Origin of the sequence: Nesterenkonia ebinurensis (assembly GCF_008711175.1) — a bacterium.
Taxonomy (GTDB): Bacteria; Actinomycetota; Actinomycetes; order Actinomycetales; family Micrococcaceae; genus Nesterenkonia; species Nesterenkonia ebinurensis.
The window spans coordinates 61,514-78,373 of sequence record NZ_VWNF01000045.1; the positions used below are offsets into that span (position 1 = coordinate 61,514).

Genomic DNA, 16,860 nt, shown 5'->3' on the forward strand with positions numbered 1-16,860 from the left:
GCCTGGGCGTATGGCCCAAGGAGGGTGCTTTTATTCTTTTGCCACTTGTCTGAGAAGTGCTAGGAGGCGCTGGACTGCGGGGTTGGAGGACAGGCTGCTTTTGGTACGTACCGCAATAGTGCGGCTCGGCGTGGGGTTGACCAGTTCTCTGACCGCGACGCGTTCGGAGTCGGCGCGAGCGGAGAAATAGCTCAGTCGCGGCATCACGGTGATTCCTACCCCTGTTTCGACGAAAGCCACTGCGGTGGCGTGGTCTTGGGTCTCCACCTGGAAGGCGGGAGTGAAGCCTGAGGCAGCGCAAGCATCGAGCAGAATCTCTCGACAGGGCCCTTGTGTCAGATCGTTGTCCACCCAGGTCTCATTCTCCAGTTCAGAGAGCGAGATCTGAGGACGGTCAACGAACCGGTGACCCGTCGGAAGCACAGCCACGTACGGTTCGGTCAACAACGAATACGACTCGTAGATGCTGCTCTGGCGTGGGCTTGTGCTTCTGCGGTCCGTATCTTCGATGTAGATCTCCACATCGGGATCGTCCGTTTCATCGGCGAGTTCCCAAAGTCGCAGGTCAAGCCTGAGTTCGGGAAACTCTTGGGCCAGCCTCGCTACGATGCCGGGCATCCACGCTGCACCGACCGAGCTGATGTGAGTGATGGATAAAGACCCTGTGCGCCCCAGGCGCAGGTCTTCGGCGAGGGCAGTGGCATATGAGACCTGTTCCAGTAGGGGCTGGGTGCCCTCGGCGAACCGTCGCCCTACAGCGGTGAGTCTCATGCCTCTGCCATGACGCTCCACCAGCTGTAGCCCAGTTTCCTTCTGCAACGCCTGCAACTGCTGACTCACCGCAGAAGTGGTGTACCCAAGGGTTGCCGCTGCCTTGTTGACTGACCCTTGAGCCACCACTGCGCGGAACGTTCTCAGCCGTGTCAGGTCCATGCCTCCAACTGTAAAGCAAAACTGAACTATTGATGACCGATTTTCGCTTGTCCTGCACAGTTGCTGAGCGGGATGATCATCTCATGACTCTTCACACTGAACCTGCTCAACCTCAGAGCAGGGCCGCTTCAAGTGCTTCACCTGTCCCTGTCCTTCCCGTGATTGCCATCGTGCTCACCGTGCTGATGTGGGCCTCAGCCTTCGTCATTATGCGCTGGGCCGCCACCGACATCTCACCCGGGCCCCTGGCCCTGATCCGACTCATCGCCGGCTCTCTCACGCTCACCGGACTGGTGCTCTGGGTCCGCCGCGGCAAACCCTCGATTCCCCGGGGAAAGGCTCTGGGGCTGACGATCGCTTTCGGTGTCAGCTGGTTCGCCCTCTATACGCTGGTGTTCAACTGGGCCGGGCATTTCCTTGACGCAGGAACGGTCGCCATGGTGGTCAACCTCGCCCCGCTCATGGTTGGCATTGGTGCCGTTGTCCTCTTCAAAGAGGCTTTCTCCCGCAGACTCTTCATCGGGATGCTGATCTCCCTCTCCGGCGTCGGTTTCATCACCGCCTCCGGGGCCACGGGGCAGTTGGCATGGGCAGGGCTGGTGATCGCATTCGCCGCCGCAGTCCTCTACGCCGGAGGGATGCTGCTGCAAAAACTGGTTCTGCGCGATGTGGACCCGCTGACCGCCACCTGGCTGGGGTGTATCTCCGGTGCGGCTGCGCTTCTGCCTTTTCTGCCTCAGACGGTCAATGAAGTCAGCGAAATATCGACCGGCACAATCATCGGTGCGATCTACATGGGTGTAGGTCCCACCGCTTTGGGATTCTGGTTCTGGGGATACGCCATGAACCACTTCGCCACCGGACGGGTCGCCTCGGCAACGCTGGCAGTACCCGCCGTCGTCGTTCTCATGTCCGCACTCACCCTCGGAGAACTCCCACCCCTGCTAGCAATACTCGGCGGCGCGATCTGCCTCGCCGGTGTGGCCCTAGCCCAAATGCGACAGCGCCGCGGAGAATAACCAGCCCATACCGGGCGCCCCATCCGCCTAGCTGTGAAAATCAGCGCCACTTCTTCGAGACCCCATCACTCAGGGAAGCGCCTCTGGTATCCGCTGTGGCCACGTCTCTTGCCGACCAAAAGCCGGTTCTTCCGGCGAGTGGCAGGCAGAAGGCGCGATAAGACCGCACTGCCGCAGGAACTAGGAGATTCCGCCTCGCCTAGGCTGTCCGGCAAGGACTTGGACTTCCAGAACCGGTGTCTTAGCTGCGTAGTCCACAGGTCTGGTGAGAGGTATGAGCGCGGATGCCGTATGTCCTGTTGCTTCGCGGAACCACGGTGAGCTCATTTCCATGGGCAGGCTCAGCTCATGGTGAGGACCAGCTTGCCTGTGGTGCGGTTCGTATCGCCGAGGCGATGCGCCTCTGCGGCCTGGGCGAGCGGGAAAGTCTCCGCGATCCTTGCGCGCAGTTCACCCGCCGCTGCCAGCGCGGCGATGGAATCCATGGTGCTGCGCGAGGAGTCCACGAGCATTCTGACGGCGCGGACACCGAGCTCCGCCGCCTCGCGATAGAAGGTGTCGGAGCCAATGGGCAGGATCGAGACCACGATGCCACCCGGGCGGAGGGTGCGTAGGGAACGGGTGGAGTAGTCTCCGCCGATGGTGTCGAGCACCACGTCGACCTCTCCTGCGGCCTCGGCGAAGTCCACGGTGCGGTAGTCGATGGCCTCATCGGCGCCCAGGCTGCGAAGGAATTCATGCTTCTCGGCGCTGGCGGTGGCGAGCACATAGGCTCCCCGAGCTTTCGCGATCTGGATGGCCACGTGCCCAACGCCGCCGGCTCCCGCGTGGATCAGAACGCGCTGACCAGCCTCTAGGCCCGCGTTCTCGACGAGTGCCTGCCATGCGGTGAGCGAAACCAGAGGCAGGGCCGCGGCCTGGACGTGATCCAGGGAAGCGGGCTTGGTCGTGAAGACCCGCGCCGGGGCGGCGACGTACTCGGCGTGAGCGCCGTGGCCGAACGGGTAGGAGAGCATACCGAACACCTCATCACCCGGCCGGAAGCGCCAGACTCCCACACCTGTAGCTTCGACGATGCCCGAGAGGTCCCATCCGAGCACGAACGGGGGTTCGCCGAGGAATCCTCCGGTCGCGCGGTGTTTCCAATCGGTGGGGTTGAGGCTGGCGGCGCGGACGCGCACCAGGATCTCGTTCGGGCGCGGCTCAGGGCGCGGCACATCGACGACGGTGAGGACGTCAGGAGTGCCGAGGGAACTCTGGGTGACTGCTCGCATCGTGGGGTCCGCATTCATAGTTCCCCATGATGCCCTGCCCAGCAACCGCGCACAATGGTCCCCAGTCGTATCGCGGCCATAGTCCACTAGACTCAAGATCTATGCAGTCAGCGGGTGAGCTTCAGGTGTTCCGGCAGCGTGAGAGCCTCGGCGCCCAGCAGGACTTGGAGCTCGGGCTGAAGCTGCTGGAGGGGACCCGCAAGTACGCCGTAGACCCCACGCACCCCGAAGCTACACCGCCCACCCTGCGGATCTACCGGCCCCAGCCCACGGTGGCCTTCGGCCAGCGGGACCGAACGCTCCCCGGATTCGACTCTGCCCAGCAGGCTGCCCGGGAGCTGGGCTTCCACCCCGTGGTGCGCCGGGCCGGGGGGCGTGCCGCTGCCTACACGCCCGGCTCACTGATCATCGACCACATCGAACCCGACCCCGACCCCATCCGGGAGTCCCAGGCCAGGTTCTCCGCTTTTGCCGAACTGCTCACCGGCGCTCTCAGCACAGCAGGCATCACCGCCCGGGCCGGCCCGCTGCCGGGGGAGTACTGCTACGGAGAGCACTCCGTGCACGGGGTTGACCTCCAGCAGCCCGACCGGCGGGTCAAGATCATCGGCACCGCCCAGCGGCAGATCGCCACCGGATGGCTGTTCTCATCCTCGGTGATTGTCAGTGATGGCCCCCTCATCCGACGGGTGCTCACCGAGGTCTACTCCGCTCTTGCCCTGGAGTGGGACCCGCTCAGTGCAGGAGCAGCCGACGACGTAGCGCCCCATGTGACACTCTGTGCCGTAGAGAATGCGGTCCTGGAGGCCTACGCGCAGTACTGGGACCTCACCAGTGGCACCATAGAGATATGACGCAGCTTGCCGACCGGATCGCCGGGCACATCAGCGCACTCACCGAGAACGGGCCCCGCCACCCGGAGAACCCGGCGGCTGTCAGTGCCGCCCAAGACTACATCACCAGTACGCTGGCAGGTTTCGGGTACGACGTCGCCCGCCAGCAGTACGGCACCGAACCCCACCAGGTCAACTACACGGTACGGGTAGGCAGCACAGACCAGCCTGTGCTGGACATCGGAGCCCACTGGGACACTGTTCCCGGCAGCCCCGGAGCCGATGACAACGCCTCCGGTGCGGCTGGGCTGCTGGAGATCGCCCGGGAGCTGGCCGCCGCCGAGCCTGCCCAGCCGGTGCGACTGTGTTTCTTCGCCGAGGAGGAGGCCGGTGGACTCCCTGGCAGCACCGCCCATGTCACAACAACCCTGGAACGCGGAGAGGCCATCGCCGCCGGAATCTCACTGGAGATGATCGCCTACACCGGTGAAGACCAGCAGCTCCCGCCTCAGGCGGGCCCAGCGCTGGCAGCTGCAGGGGTCCAGGTCCCGGAAGCCGGAGACTTCATCGCCGTGGTGGGCGATGACACCGCCGCAGACTGGGTGGCAGCACTCCTCGGCGCAGCGGCAGGGGAGTCTCTGCCGGCCCTGCCGCTGGTGGCGCCGGCCGGCGCGATCGGAGATGCCGGGCGCTCAGACCACGCCGCCTACTGGCAGCAGGGCCTGCCTGGGATCATGATCACTGACACTGCCAACTTCCGGAATCCGCACTACCACCAGCCCAGCGACACCCTGGAGACCCTGGACCTGGAGTTTGCTGCGCAGGTCGTCCAGACCATCATGGCCGCTGTGCGAGGCGGGTCAGCCTCCAGCGCAGACCAGGCCGATCAGAACCCGTAGGTGAAGGCCTCGGTGAAGTTCAGCAGGATGCTGGCGAAGACCAGCAGGTAGATCACCACGATCGCCACCCACCACCAGTCACGGGCGGCACGCTTCAGGGCAGCTGAGGCCGGAAGCACCCCATGCACGATGTTCCGCGCAGTGGTCACCACAAAGAACGGAATCACCGCAGTCCAGACGATCATGCAGTAGGGGCAGAGCACCCCGATGCTGAACACCGCGGAGTACCACAGCCAGGTGATGAAGCCCATCGCGAAGACTGCACCAGCCTGCAGGCCCAGGTAGTACCAGGCGGGTGCCCGGCCGCCAGCGGCCAGCAGGCTCACCGCCACACCGATCAGCAGTGGGAAGGCCACCACCCCGATAAAGATATTCGGAAATCCGAAGGTAGCGGCCTGCCAGGACTCCATCACCGCACCACAGGAGACCCACGGGTTCACATCACAGGCGGTCACATGCTCCGCGTTGTTCCACAGCTGCACCCGCTCATAGAGCAGCAGGAAACTGGCCACAGCGCCGACCGCACCAGTGACCAGCAGCCACATCACAAACCCGAAAGGCCGTGCGAAAGCCGGGACACGCCCGGCAGTGGAGTCGGCTGCCACCAGATCGGCGCCGTCTTCAGCGCCGGTATTCGGGGCCTCTACAGTCGTGGACATAGACCCCATTCTACGCAGTATTGAGACGAAGAGGTCAGCGTGCCAGTGAAGCGAGCAGCCGACTTCGGGCGTGAAGTTCCGCGTAAGCGGGACGCAAGGTGAAGCGGACCAGGCCGTGGGGTGCCCACCTCTGTGACAATACTGTGCGATACTTGATTAATCGGAGGCGCAGACCACACCTGATCCTCTGAGAAGGCTTTCGCACGCGAGAACCTCACCGGCAGGCACCCGTCGTGGACAACCGAGATGATGAGTCCGCACGGCACCGAAGACACCAAGATGCCGCCGGTGAGATACTAAGACCCATCGCGCGTGACCGGTACTGAGGCTCCAGCTGAGCAGAGCGCGCCGCACCTATGACGAGGGCGGCAGCGCCCGGCGAAGAGCATCAGACCGGTGAACCGACCACGACATCGTGCTGCGGTCTCACCGAGTGTGGCGGTGCTGGCTGCGGCTGGAGCAGCTTTGACATCCCCCACCAATGAACCCGAAGAGATCTTCAACCCATTCTCCGCCCCCGAGCCTGGACAACCCGGTGCTGAGGCCACTGCAGAGACAGCCGTTGACCCCGTTCCTGTGGAGCAAGACCCTCTGGACGTGATGTTCCAGGCCCCTGACCTCTCCAAGGTTCCGCCCAAGCAGTCCAAGCCTGCTCCGCAGCAGGACAATAGCGACGACGACGCCGTGACCCAGAACTCCAGCACCTCCTCAGAGACCGAGGAGGATGAAGAGGATGAGCAGGGCTCGGACTCCGGGCGGAAGAACCGCCGCAAGCGCCGCCGCGGCGGACGCAACCGCAATAAGTCCGGGGAGAACCAGGAGAGCACAGATTCTGAGAACTCTGCCGAGCAGGCGCAGGAAGGGCAGTCCCAGCCGGCTAAGAACCAGACCAAGAGCAGTGGTGAGCAGGCGCCGTCCTCCGCTGAACCAGATGATGAGGGCCAGGTGATCCGCAAGAAGCGGCGCCGGCGCCGCGGCTCAGCTGATATGGAGATCGAGGACGAGGACGGCCACACCGTCACCCGCATCCGCTCCGGGCGCGAGACCGATTCCGGCACCGGATCCGACAAAGTCTCCTCCGTGAAGGGCTCTACCCGCCTGGAGGCCAAACGCCAGCGCCGCCGGAACTCCCGGGACTCCGGGCGCCGCCGCGGCATCATCACCGAGGCCGAGTTCCTGGCCCGCCGCGAATCCGTGGACCGGAAGATGATTGTCCGCCAGCGCGGCGAACGCATCCAGATCGGCGTGCTCGAGGATGGAGTGCTGGCTGAGCACTACGTCTCCCACACCACCCAGGACTCCCTGATCGGCAATGTGTACCTGGGCAAGGTGCAGAACGTGTTGCCTTCCATGGAGGCCGCCTTCGTAGATATCGGCCGCGGCCGCAACGCCGTGCTCTACGCCGGCGAGGTCGACTGGGAGGGCGCCAATATCGGCAACGCCCCGCGCAAGATCGAAAACGCCCTGAAGTCCGGGGACTCGGTGCTGGTGCAGGTCACCAAGGACCCGGTGGGCCATAAGGGCGCCCGGCTGACCAGCCAGGTCTCCCTGCCCGGCCGTTACCTGGTGTTCGTGCCCGGCGGATCGATGACCGGCATCAGCCGCAAACTGCCTGACACTGAGCGGGCCCGGCTGAAGAAGATCCTCAAAGAGCAGATGCCGGAGAACGCCGGGGTGATCGTGCGCACCGCCGCCGAGGGCGCCTCCGAAGAGGAGCTCACCAACGATATCAACCGGCTCCGCTCACTCTGGGAGACCATCCAGTCCCAGGCCAATAATAAGAAGGTCCTGGCCCCTGAGCTGCTCTACGCCGAGCCGGACCTGACCATCAAAGTGGTCCGGGACGTCTTCAACGAAGACTTCTCCGCCATGGCGGTCCAGGGTGAGGAGACCTGGGACAACATTGAGGCCTATGTCACCTATGTGGCCCCTCATCTGCTGGACCGCTGCTCCCAGTGGGAGCCTGCCGAGGGTCAGGCTGAGGACATCTTTTCCCACCACCGGATCGACGAACAGCTGAACAAGGCCCTGGGCCGCGATGTCAAGCTGCCCTCCGGCGGCTCTCTGGTCTTCGACCGCACTGAGGCGATGACCGTGGTCGACGTCAACACCGGAAAGTTCACCGGCTCCGGGGGCAACCTCGAGGAGACGGTCACCAAGAACAACCTAGAGGCCGCTGAGGAGATCGTCCGCCAGCTGCGGCTGCGCGATATCGGCGGGATCATCGTGATCGACTTCATCGACATGGTCCTGGAGTCCAACCGGGACCTGGTGCTGCGCCGGCTGGTGGAGTGCCTGGGCCGGGACCGCACTAAGCACCAGGTGGCTGAGGTCACCAGCCTGGGCCTGGTCCAAATGACCCGCAAACGTATGGGCACCGGGCTGCTGGAGGTCTTCTCCACCGAGTGTGAGCACTGCGCTGGCCGCGGCATCATCACCCACCCGGAACCGGTGGAGCACCGCCCCTCCTACACCTCAGAGGGTGATGTGGCCTCCGGCAAGAACGCCAAGAAGCGGCGTAAGAAGGGCAAGAAGAACGACGACGTCGGCCACCAGCCCGACCCCAAAGAGCTCAAGAAGCTAGAGAAAGCCTCCCAGGGCATGGCCAAGGTACTGGCCGCCACCAACGGCAACGGCCACGCGGTATCCGACCAGAACAGCAAGGATGGTGCCCGATTGAGCCGAGCGGAGACCGGGACGTCAGGGACTGGCTCCGAAGACTCCCCGACTCTCACCATTGGGGGAGAAGCCGTGGAGATCCCCCGCGGGCAGAAGCAACAGGAGAAGACTGCTCAGCCGGCGGCTGGGAAGAAGGCGCCCAGCCTTGATGCGCTGGAATCCGCCCTGGAGACCCGCAGCCGGCGCCGCCGGCGTGCCGCAGGATCAGCCCAGGGCTCGGGCGGGGAGGTGACCGAGGTCCAGACCGCTGCCCAGGGCACCGAGAAGACGTTTGCGGCCTCGCTTCGTTCACTGCCTTCAGTCGCTTCGGGAGACTCCGACGACGATCAGGGCTCCGCTCAGCTCAAGCAGCCGTCGTCCTCCGAGGATGAGCCGGTGATGCTGGGCGTCGGCGTCAGCGCCGATGAACTTGCCCGCACCAACCAATCCGAGTAAGATAGAACGTTGGCGCTGATCTGCGCCCAGAATCTTTTTACACATGTTCAACGAGAGAAGTGAGTCCCAAGTGGTGTACGCGATTGTCCGCGCAGGCGGCCGCCAGGAGAAGGTTTCCGTAGGAGACCTCGTGACCCTTGACCGCGTCGACGCCGAGGCAGGCAGCACCATCGAGCTGCCGGCGGTGATGCTGGTAGACGGGGAGAAGGTCACCACCTCCGCCGAGGATCTGTCCGGTGTGAAGGTCACCGCAGAGGTTCAGGAGAACCTTCGCGGAAAGAAGATCGTCATTCATAAGTTCAAGAACAAGACCGGCTACCACAAGCGCCAGGGCCACCGTTCTGAGCTGACCCGGGTGAAGGTCACCTCAATCGCCTGAGACGGCGATAGACTAGCCCATAAGAAAACGTTCCTGAGAGGCAGGCAGAAAACTCATGGCACATAAGAAAGGTGCGAGCTCGACCCGCAACGGTCGCGACTCGAATGCACAGCGGCTCGGCGTGAAGCGCTTCGGCGGCCAGACCGTATCCGCCGGCGAGATCCTCATCCGCCAGCGCGGCACCAAGTTCCACCCCGGCACCAATGTAGGCCGCGGAGGCGACGACACCCTGTTCGCCCTGGCTGACGGTGCTGTGGAGTTCGGCTCCAAGCGCGGCCGCAAGGTTGTGAACATCGTTCCAGCTGCAGCCTGAGCGCTGCGCAGCTAAACATCCCTAAAGGGCCCCGCAGCGTGAGCGCTGACGGGGTCTTTTAGTATCTGAACCACCCTCGGACAAGGAGACGCATATGGCGCACTTTGTGGACCGCGTAGTGCTGCACGCCGCAGGCGGCAACGGCGGCACCGGATGCGTCTCCGTGCACCGGGAGAAGTTCAAGCCCCTGGGCGGCCCCGACGGCGGCAACGGCGGCGACGGCGGACACGTGGAGCTTGTGGTAGACCCCAACACCACCACTCTGCTGGACTACCACCACCGCCCGCATCGTCGGGCCGAGAACGGAGGAGTGGGCCAGGGCAGCCTGCGCCACGGACACAAGGGCGCCACCCTGGTGCTGCCGGTGCCTGACGGCACCGTGGTCAAGGACCGTGACGGCAGTGTGCTGGCCGACCTGGTGGGCGCTGGAGCACGGGCTCGCATTGCCGAGGGCGGCCAGGGCGGGCTGGGCAATGCAGCCCTGGCCTCCCGGAAGCGCAAAGCCCCCGGCTTCGCCCTACTGGGTACCCCCGGCCAGGAGGCTGAAGTGCTGCTCGAGGTGAAGTCCGTGGCAGATATCGCCTTGGTCGGCTTTCCCTCGGCCGGAAAGTCCAGCCTGATCGCCGCGCTCTCTGCAGCACGGCCCAAGATCGCCGACTACCCTTTCACCACCCTGATCCCTAACCTAGGCGTTGTAGAAGCAGGGGAGACCCGGTTTACGGTGGCCGATGTACCCGGTCTGATCCCCGGCGCGGCAGAGGGGAAAGGCCTGGGACACGAATTCCTGCGCCATGTGGAGCGCTGCGCAGCCCTGGTGCACGTGCTCGACTGCGGCACTCTGGAGACCGATCGGGACCCGATCGCGGACCTGGACGCCATCGAGGCCGAGCTGACCGCCTATGCCGCAGACGGGCTGCCGCTGACCGAACGGCCCCGGCTTGTCGCCCTGAACAAGACCGACCTGCCTGACGGCGCAGAGATGGCCGAAATGGTCCGCAGCACCTTGGAGGAGCGCGGGTTCCGGGTCTTTGAGATCTCCGCAGTCTCCCGCAAGGGGCTGCGCGAGCTCAGCTTCGCCATGGCCCAACTGGTGGCCGAGTCCCGCGCTGCCCAAGAGGTTCAGCAGGCCCCGGTGCCGATGACACTGCGGCCCAAGTCCATCAACGACAAGGGTTTCACCGTCACCGGCGAGGAGAAGGCTGGGGAACCGCTGTGGCGGGTGCGCGGGGCAAAGCCTGAGCGCTGGATCCTGCAGACCGACTTCAACAATGACGAAGCCGTGGGCTACCTGGCCGACCGGCTGCAAGCCTTGGGCATCGAGAATGAGCTGTTCAAGCTCGGCGCCACCCCAGGGGAGTCGGTGGTGATCGGCCGAGAGGAGGACGGCGTGGTCTTCGAATGGGAGCCCACCATGGCTGCCGGCGCTGAGCACCTGGGCGCACGCGGCACGGATCTTCGCTTCGAGGACACCCACCGGCCCACCCGCGCGGAGAAGAAGCAGGAGCAGGCCGACCGGCGCGCCGCCAAACGGCAGGTCCGCGAGGAGATGGAAGAACTGTACACCGCCGATGATGGAGAAAGTGGTGGGTGAGCGATTGAGCCGAGAGACGAATCGCGCTAGCCGTCTACACCCAGCAGCCCAGCCCCAAGGGGGAGACACCGTGAGCTGGGACATCACCACTGCCAAACGCCTGGTCATCAAGGTGGGCTCCTCCAGTCTGACCACCCTGGACGGGGGCATCAGCGTCCAGGCCCTGAATCGTTTGGTGGACGCCTGCCAGGGCCTGCGCGCCGCCGGCACCGAGATTGTGCTGGTCTCATCCGGGGCCATCGCCGCCGGGCTTGCACCATTGGGGCTTGACCGGCGCCCGCACGATCTGGCTGCCCAGCAGGCCGCCGCAGCCGTGGGCCAGGGCCAGCTGCTGGCCCACTACTCCCGGGCTTTCGCCCACCACGGAGCCGAGGTGGGACAGGTGCTGCTCACCGTGGAGGACCTCATCCGCCGGGCCACCTATGTCAACGCATTGCGCGCACTGGAGAAGCTGCTGGCACTGGGAGTAGTGCCGATCATCAATGAGAACGACGCTGTGGCCACCGCCGAGATCCGCTTCGGTGACAATGACAGACTCGCCGCCCTGACCGCCAACCTCATCCACGCCGACGGCTTAGTGCTGCTCTCCGATGTCGATGCCCTCTACGACGGCCCGCCTGTCGAAGGGGGCAAGCCCATTGCCAGGATCGAACGTACCGAGGACCTCAACGGTGTCACCCTGGGCCCCCGCGGCCGGGCCGGCATCGGCACCGGCGGTATGGTCACCAAAGTGGAGGCGGCCAATATCGTCACCGCCCACGGCATTCCGGCCCGGCTCACCTCGGCGGCCAAAGCACCAGCCCTATTCTCCGGTGAGGAGGTGGGCACCCTGTTTCTGCCTCGTGGCAAGCGCCGCGGTGCCCGCTCGGCCTGGCTGGCCCACCTGGCGCACACCAAGGGCAGCATCGCCATCGACGAAGGTGCTCTCAAGGCAGTGATCGGATCCCGGCGCTCCCTGCTGGCCGCAGGGATCACAGAAGTTTCTGGCAGTTTCGAAGCCGGCGACGTCGTCGATATCACCAGCGACCAGGGCACGGTGCATGCCCGGGGTGTCAGCTCCTTCTCCGCGGAGGAAGCGCGCAGAATGCGTGGCAAGAAGACCGCACAGCTGGGTGAGGAACTGGGGGAGGACTACCAGCGCCCAGTGATACATACTGATGACATGGCACGACTGGAGGTAACTGGATGAGCATCGCTGAGATCAGCCGCCGGGCCCGGGAGGCCGCCGGTCCGCTGGGCAGAGCCGACCGGCGGCATAAGGACCGTGCCCTGCAGGCAGTGGCCGAAGGCCTGCGCGAATCTGCTGGTTCGCTGATCGCGGCCAATGAGCAGGACCTGGTCAGGGGCAAGGAGAACGGACTCTCCGCTTCACTGCAGGACCGACTGCGACTGGACGCGGCGCGTATCGAGTCCCTGGCCGCATCGGTCGAGGAGGTCATCGGACTGACCGACCCAGTGGGCCGGGTGCTCCAGGGCCGCACGCTGCCCAATGGTCTGAGGCTGTCCCAGGTGGCAGTGCCGCTGGGTGTGATCGGGGTGATCTATGAGGCCCGGCCCAATGTCACCGTGGACATTGCCGCCCTGGCCCTGAAGTCTGGCAACGCTGCGGTGCTGCGCGGCGGGTCGGCCGCCCAGTCCACCAATGAGCTGCTGCTCAGCGTGATCCGTGAGGCGCTGCGCGAAACCGGGCTGCCTGTGGATGCGGTGCAGACCATCGACCCCTACGGCCGTGAGGGCGCCACCGAGCTGATGACCACCCGCGGCAGCGTGGATGTACTCATCCCGCGCGGCGGACGTGAGCTGATCCAGCACGTGGTGAACAATTCCCGGGTCCCGGTGATCGAGACGGGGGAGGGCAATGTGCACATCTATGTGGATGCCACCGCTGATCCGCAGCTGGCCCGCGATATTGTGCACAACGCGAAAACCTCCCGGCCCAGCGTGTGCAATGCCGCTGAGACCGTGCTCTTCCATGCTGAGGCGGGACGGGCTGCCAAAGAGGTGCTGGCAGCTTTGTCCAAGGGCGGCGTCGTCCTCCATGTGGATCCGCGTGCACAGCAGTGGCTCCCAGCCGCCGGTGCGCAGAGCGATGAGGTGACCGAGGTCCACTACGGCACCGAGTTCCACAACCTGGAGATCGCAGTGGGCGTGGTGGACTCCATCGATGAGGCGATCAGTCATATCGGCCGGCACAGCACCGGGCACACTGAGGCCATCCTCACCGATTCGGTGGTCAATGCGGAGAAGTTCATCGCCGAAGTGGATGCGGCAGCGGTGATCGTCAACGCCTCCACCCGGTTCACCGACGGCGGCGAGTTCGGGCTCGGTGCGGAGGTGGGTATCTCCACCCAGAAGATGCACGCCCGCGGCCCGATGGGCATGGCGGAGCTGACCACCACCAAGTGGATCCTCCGCGGTGAGGGCCAGATCCGCTAGAATCTCACGTTTCCTAGTAGACTCGTAGAGAGAAACTGTCACTTCGTCCTGAGGGAGAGGTATGAACCTGCCTGTTCTGGCACTGTTGGCCACCGGCCCCACCCCCACCGAACTGCCCTTTCCGGCCTGGGTGTACGGTGTGGTGATGTTCGTCGTGCTGATGCTCAGCCTGCTGATCACCCTGGGCTTCGCCAGCAAAGGCAGGGAACTGCCTGCCGATCCGCAGGCACACCACTGACTTGACTCCTCCCTTCAGCACCCTCGCCTCAGCCGAGGCGGACGGCCGTAGGCGCCGCATAGGCATTATGGGCGGGACCTTTGACCCCATCCACCACGGGCACCTGGTGGCCGCCTCGGAGGTGGCCGCGGAGTTCAGCCTGGATGAGGTGGTGTTCGTGCCCACCGGGCAGCCCTGGCAGAAGGTCGGCCGGGAGGTCACCCAGGCGGAGCACCGGTACCTGCTGACCGTGATCGCCACGGCGTCGAACCCACGGTTCTCGGTCTCCCGGGTGGATATTGACCGCGGTGGCGCCACTTACACCATCGATACGCTGCGTGATTTCCGGGCTATGTACCCACAGGCTGACCTGTTCTTCATCACCGGGGCTGACGCGATGGCCCAGATCATGTCCTGGAAGAACGTGGAGGAGCTCTGGGAATTGGCTCACTTCGTCTCAGTGACCCGCCCGGGTTACCGCAGCGAGGACTTCGGGCTGACCGAGAACATCAGCCTGATGGAGATCCCAGCGATGGCAATCAGCTCCACCGATCTGCGCGCCCGGGGCAAGGCAGGCAAGCCGGTGTGGTACCTGGTGCCTGACGGCGTGGTCCAATACATCAATAAACACCAGCTCTATCAGGCCGATTCGCATACCATGGAGCAGAACCATCAGGAGGCTTCCTCATGAGCGCAGACACTACTGAGCAGAACGCGGGGGGCGGAGACGAGCTCCGCGCCCGGTATCTGCCTGTCTCGCGCAAGGAGCTGCGCCGCCGCCGCGAGGCCGAGTTGGCTGTCCAACGTGCTGCAGAAGAAGAGTCCCAGGCCACCCAGGACGCCTTGGCTGAAGCGGCGCCCGAGCCTGCTGATGAGGTAGCTGTCCGTGCCCTGCAGGACACTGACTCTGCCGAGGGTGATGATCTTCCTGAGCCGCCTGAACCTGCCGAAGTGACGGGACTGGATGAGCCTGGCGGGGATTCAGAGGAAGCAGACGACGCCGCCCAACAGGACTCAGAGGACTCAGAGCCGCAGACCGAGTCAGATCAGAACGCACCAGAGATTCCAGTCGAGGCCCCAGTAGCGGTACTTCCTGGGCCGCCCCGGCCTGCCGAGGAGCCGGCCAGGCCCGAGGAGGAGGTTGCTGATGCTGAGTCGGAGATTGGCGATAATGACGACGTCACACAGGTGATCAGCCAGGTGAAGGAACTCCATGAGGAGCCTGAGGAAGCTGCAGTTGAGCAGGAGGACCTCCCGGGTTCCCGGCGGGCCCGCAGGCTGCTGCGGGAGACCCGGTCGATCCCGCCGCTGAGCCCTGAGCTGCTGGCTGAGCTTGATGCCACCAATGCTGAGGTTGCCAAGAACGACGACCCCAACCGGGTGGACCCGGATCTGCTGAAGAAGCAGCAGGCACTGGCGGCCAAGGCCATGCAGGCTAATCAGGAGCGGATGCGCAAGGAGCATGCGGAGAAGGAGAAGGAGCGCCGCCGTAAGCTGCGCGAACGCCCTGAGTCCCAGGTGCTCACTGAACGGATGGTTCGTGACTCTCTCAATCAGGACCCGGAGCAGATGCAGTACGCTACCGGCCAGATTGAACCGGTGCATGCCCAGGGTGCTCATGGCCTGGACCTGAACAAAATGATCGATGCCACCTCCCGTCAGACTGACCGGCAGAACGTGTTGGTCTGGCTGGTGGTGATCCTAGCCATCCTGCTGGTGGGGGCCATTGCCGCTGTTGTCTACTTTATGGTGCTCTGAGCTGATGGCTGTTCCTGAGATTGTGCTTGCTGAGCTTCGCACTGCGGCTGCTGCGGCTGTCGATAAGCTGGCCACCAATATTGTGGGCTATGACGTGGGGGAGCGGCTGGGTATCACCGATGCTTTCCTGGTCTGCTCGGCTCCCTCGGAGAGGCAGATCGGCGCGATCTGCGAGGAGATTGAGTACCAGTTGAAGGAGCGGCACAGCTCTGCTCCGGCCCGCCGCGAGGGTAAGGATTCGGGCACCTGGGTGCTGTTGGACTATGGGCATATGGTGATCCATGTTCAGCATGAGCAGGAGCGTGCGGTCTACGGTCTGGACCGCCTCTATGCGGACGTTCCCAAGCTGGATTTAGATTTGCCGGAAGGCCCGCAGACGGTGTAACGTGTAGGGGTTGCCAATCCGGCGATAGCAACTGAATATGGGGGTATGGCGCAGCTGGTAGCGCGTCTGCATGGCATGCAGAAGGTCACGGGTTCGAGTCCCGTTACCTCCACGTAAGTTGAGAAATTCGAAACCTGCCCCGTCTGATGGCGGGGCAGTTTCGCGTCCGGGCCCGGTTCGGTCGGCTGCGCACTGTGGGCGTGGGCCAGGACGGTGGCCGCGGGCTCGGCGGGGACGAACGTGACGTTTTCGTCTTCGTCAACGACGATGCGCTTGAACAGGGCACGGTTGAGCATGCGGCGTTCAGTAGGTTCGCATCGGGCGTAGAGATCACCGAGGTCGGTGAGGACGCCGAGGAGCTGATCGAGTCCGTCGTGGGCATCCCGGTAGGTGGTCGCGAGGCCGTCGAGTCGGCTCGTGATCGCGTCCAGGCTGGTGCGGATGCGGTCCTGTTCGGCCTTGAGCAGGTCCAGGGGGATCGCGTCGGCGTAGTGGGCCTGGACGAGCTTGAGGCGTTCGGCTTCCAACTTGTCCAGCTGGGCTTGGAGGAGCTTGCGTTCGTCGTCGCTGGAGGCTTCGAGCTGGTCGAACACTCGGTGCAGCACCGAGGCGACGTGTTCGGCTTCGGTGGCGGTGAGGCCGTTGGTGCCGTAGTCCCGGTCGATCCGGTCCTCGACTCTGGGTGCCAGGACGGCGGAGCGGGTGCAGCCGGTCTTCTTCCGCCGGCCTGAGCAGGTGAAGTACTCGTATCGGTCGTCGTTCTTGTCCCGGGGTCGTTCGATCATGAGCTTGGCCCCGCAGGAGCAGTACAGGTTGCCTTTGAGGTAGTGGTCGTACTTCTGCGGGCGCTCGCCGACGGCGTTCTTCGCATCGAGCTGGGTCTGCACGCGCAGCCAGGTCTCCGAATCCACCAGCGGCGTGTGGGCGCCGTCGTAGGTGACGCCGCGGAAGGTCACTGTGCCCTGGTAGTAGAGGTTGGTCAGGATCTTGTGCAACGCCGTGGTCGTCACCGGACGGGCGGGCTGGGACGGGGTGGCCCGAGAACTCAGG

General features: G+C 64.6%; 17 protein-coding genes, 1 tRNA gene and 1 pseudogene. 15 read left to right on the plus strand and 4 right to left on the minus strand.

Going from position 1 to position 16,860, the window contains the following annotated elements; all coding sequences use genetic code 11:
• Window positions 1–30: 30 nt before the first annotated feature.
• A complete protein-coding gene (locus tag F0311_RS13130) occupies window positions 31–933 on the minus strand; it encodes a LysR family transcriptional regulator (protein ID WP_150462393.1) in 903 nt (300 codons plus the stop codon).
• 158 nt (window positions 934–1,091) lie between these two features.
• On the opposite strand from F0311_RS13130, the gene F0311_RS13135 reads away from it, so the two are divergent.
• Entirely contained in the window at window positions 1,092–1,952 is an 861-nt protein-coding gene (locus tag F0311_RS13135; protein WP_191089930.1) for a DMT family transporter, read from the plus strand.
• A 341-nt stretch (window positions 1,953–2,293) separates the two neighbouring features.
• Here F0311_RS13135 and F0311_RS18830 read toward each other — a convergent pair whose 3' ends face one another.
• Window positions 2,294–3,244 (minus strand): NADP-dependent oxidoreductase, encoded by a 951-nt coding sequence (locus tag F0311_RS18830; protein WP_150462395.1) that lies wholly within the window; start codon window positions 3,242–3,244, stop codon window positions 2,294–2,296.
• 83 nt (window positions 3,245–3,327) lie between these two features.
• Here F0311_RS18830 and F0311_RS13145 point away from each other — a divergent pair, with 83 nt between their 5' ends.
• Complete coding sequence (locus tag F0311_RS13145) at window positions 3,328–4,080, plus strand: lipoate--protein ligase family protein (RefSeq protein ID WP_150462396.1); 753 nt, start codon at window positions 3,328–3,330, stop codon at window positions 4,078–4,080.
• Window positions 4,077–4,958 (plus strand): M20/M25/M40 family metallo-hydrolase, encoded by an 882-nt coding sequence (locus F0311_RS13150; RefSeq protein ID WP_150462397.1) that lies wholly within the window; start codon window positions 4,077–4,079, stop codon window positions 4,956–4,958. The genes F0311_RS13145 and F0311_RS13150 overlap by 4 nt, the downstream gene beginning before the upstream one ends.
• Here F0311_RS13150 and F0311_RS13155 read toward each other — a convergent pair.
• Entirely contained in the window at window positions 4,946–5,617 is a 672-nt protein-coding gene (locus F0311_RS13155; protein WP_223881344.1) for a vitamin K epoxide reductase family protein, read from the minus strand. The genes F0311_RS13150 and F0311_RS13155 overlap by 13 nt on opposite strands.
• A gap of 387 nt (window positions 5,618–6,004) precedes the next feature.
• Between F0311_RS13155 and F0311_RS13160 the strand changes: the two genes are divergently transcribed.
• From F0311_RS13160 to F0311_RS13210, 12 genes are all read left to right on the plus strand, one after another.
• Window positions 6,005–8,731 (plus strand): Rne/Rng family ribonuclease, encoded by a 2,727-nt coding sequence (locus F0311_RS13160; RefSeq protein WP_396897449.1) that lies wholly within the window; start codon window positions 6,005–6,007, stop codon window positions 8,729–8,731.
• 70 nt (window positions 8,732–8,801) lie between these two features.
• Window positions 8,802–9,110 (plus strand): 50S ribosomal protein L21, encoded by a 309-nt coding sequence (gene rplU / locus F0311_RS13165; RefSeq protein ID WP_150462625.1) that lies wholly within the window; start codon window positions 8,802–8,804, stop codon window positions 9,108–9,110.
• Window positions 9,111–9,165: 55 nt separating this feature from the next.
• A complete protein-coding gene (gene rpmA / locus F0311_RS13170; protein WP_150462399.1) occupies window positions 9,166–9,423 on the plus strand; it encodes a 50S ribosomal protein L27 in 258 nt (85 codons plus the stop codon).
• A gap of 94 nt (window positions 9,424–9,517) precedes the next feature.
• Window positions 9,518–11,014, plus strand: a complete 1,497-nt coding sequence (gene obgE / locus F0311_RS13175) for a GTPase ObgE (RefSeq protein ID WP_150462400.1) — start codon at window positions 9,518–9,520, stop codon at window positions 11,012–11,014.
• A 70-nt stretch (window positions 11,015–11,084) separates the two neighbouring features.
• Window positions 11,085–12,203: a glutamate 5-kinase gene (gene proB, locus F0311_RS13180; protein WP_223881346.1), complete on the plus strand. Its 1,119-nt coding sequence runs from the start codon at window positions 11,085–11,087 to the stop codon at window positions 12,201–12,203.
• Window positions 12,200–13,450 carry a glutamate-5-semialdehyde dehydrogenase gene (locus F0311_RS13185; protein WP_150462401.1) on the plus strand — a complete coding sequence of 417 codons (1,251 nt, stop codon included), beginning with the start codon at window positions 12,200–12,202 and terminating at the stop codon, window positions 13,448–13,450. The genes proB and F0311_RS13185 overlap by 4 nt, the downstream gene beginning before the upstream one ends.
• 61 nt (window positions 13,451–13,511) lie before the next feature.
• Window positions 13,512–13,688, plus strand: a complete 177-nt coding sequence (locus tag F0311_RS18145; RefSeq protein WP_191089931.1) for a hypothetical protein — start codon at window positions 13,512–13,514, stop codon at window positions 13,686–13,688.
• Window position 13,689: 1 nt separating this feature from the next.
• Window positions 13,690–14,358, plus strand: a complete 669-nt coding sequence (nadD, locus tag F0311_RS13190; RefSeq protein ID WP_223881347.1) for a nicotinate-nucleotide adenylyltransferase — start codon at window positions 13,690–13,692, stop codon at window positions 14,356–14,358.
• Window positions 14,355–15,425, plus strand: a complete 1,071-nt coding sequence (locus F0311_RS13195; RefSeq protein WP_150462402.1) for a hypothetical protein — start codon at window positions 14,355–14,357, stop codon at window positions 15,423–15,425. The genes nadD and F0311_RS13195 overlap by 4 nt, the downstream gene beginning before the upstream one ends.
• A gap of 4 nt (window positions 15,426–15,429) precedes the next feature.
• A complete protein-coding gene (gene rsfS / locus F0311_RS13200) occupies window positions 15,430–15,810 on the plus strand; it encodes a ribosome silencing factor (RefSeq protein ID WP_150462403.1) in 381 nt (126 codons plus the stop codon).
• Between the two features lie 39 nt (window positions 15,811–15,849).
• Window positions 15,850–15,922, plus strand: a tRNA-Ala gene (locus F0311_RS13205).
• Between the two features lie 34 nt (window positions 15,923–15,956).
• Window positions 15,957–16,541 (plus strand): hypothetical protein, encoded by a 585-nt coding sequence (locus F0311_RS13210; protein ID WP_223881348.1) that lies wholly within the window; start codon window positions 15,957–15,959, stop codon window positions 16,539–16,541.
• Here the strand turns inward: F0311_RS13210 and F0311_RS19135 are convergent.
• Window positions 16,533–16,859, minus strand: a pseudogene (locus F0311_RS19135) (recombinase family protein); the annotation flags it as partial. The gene F0311_RS13210 and the pseudogene F0311_RS19135 overlap by 9 nt on opposite strands.
• Window position 16,860: the final 1 nt, after the last annotated feature.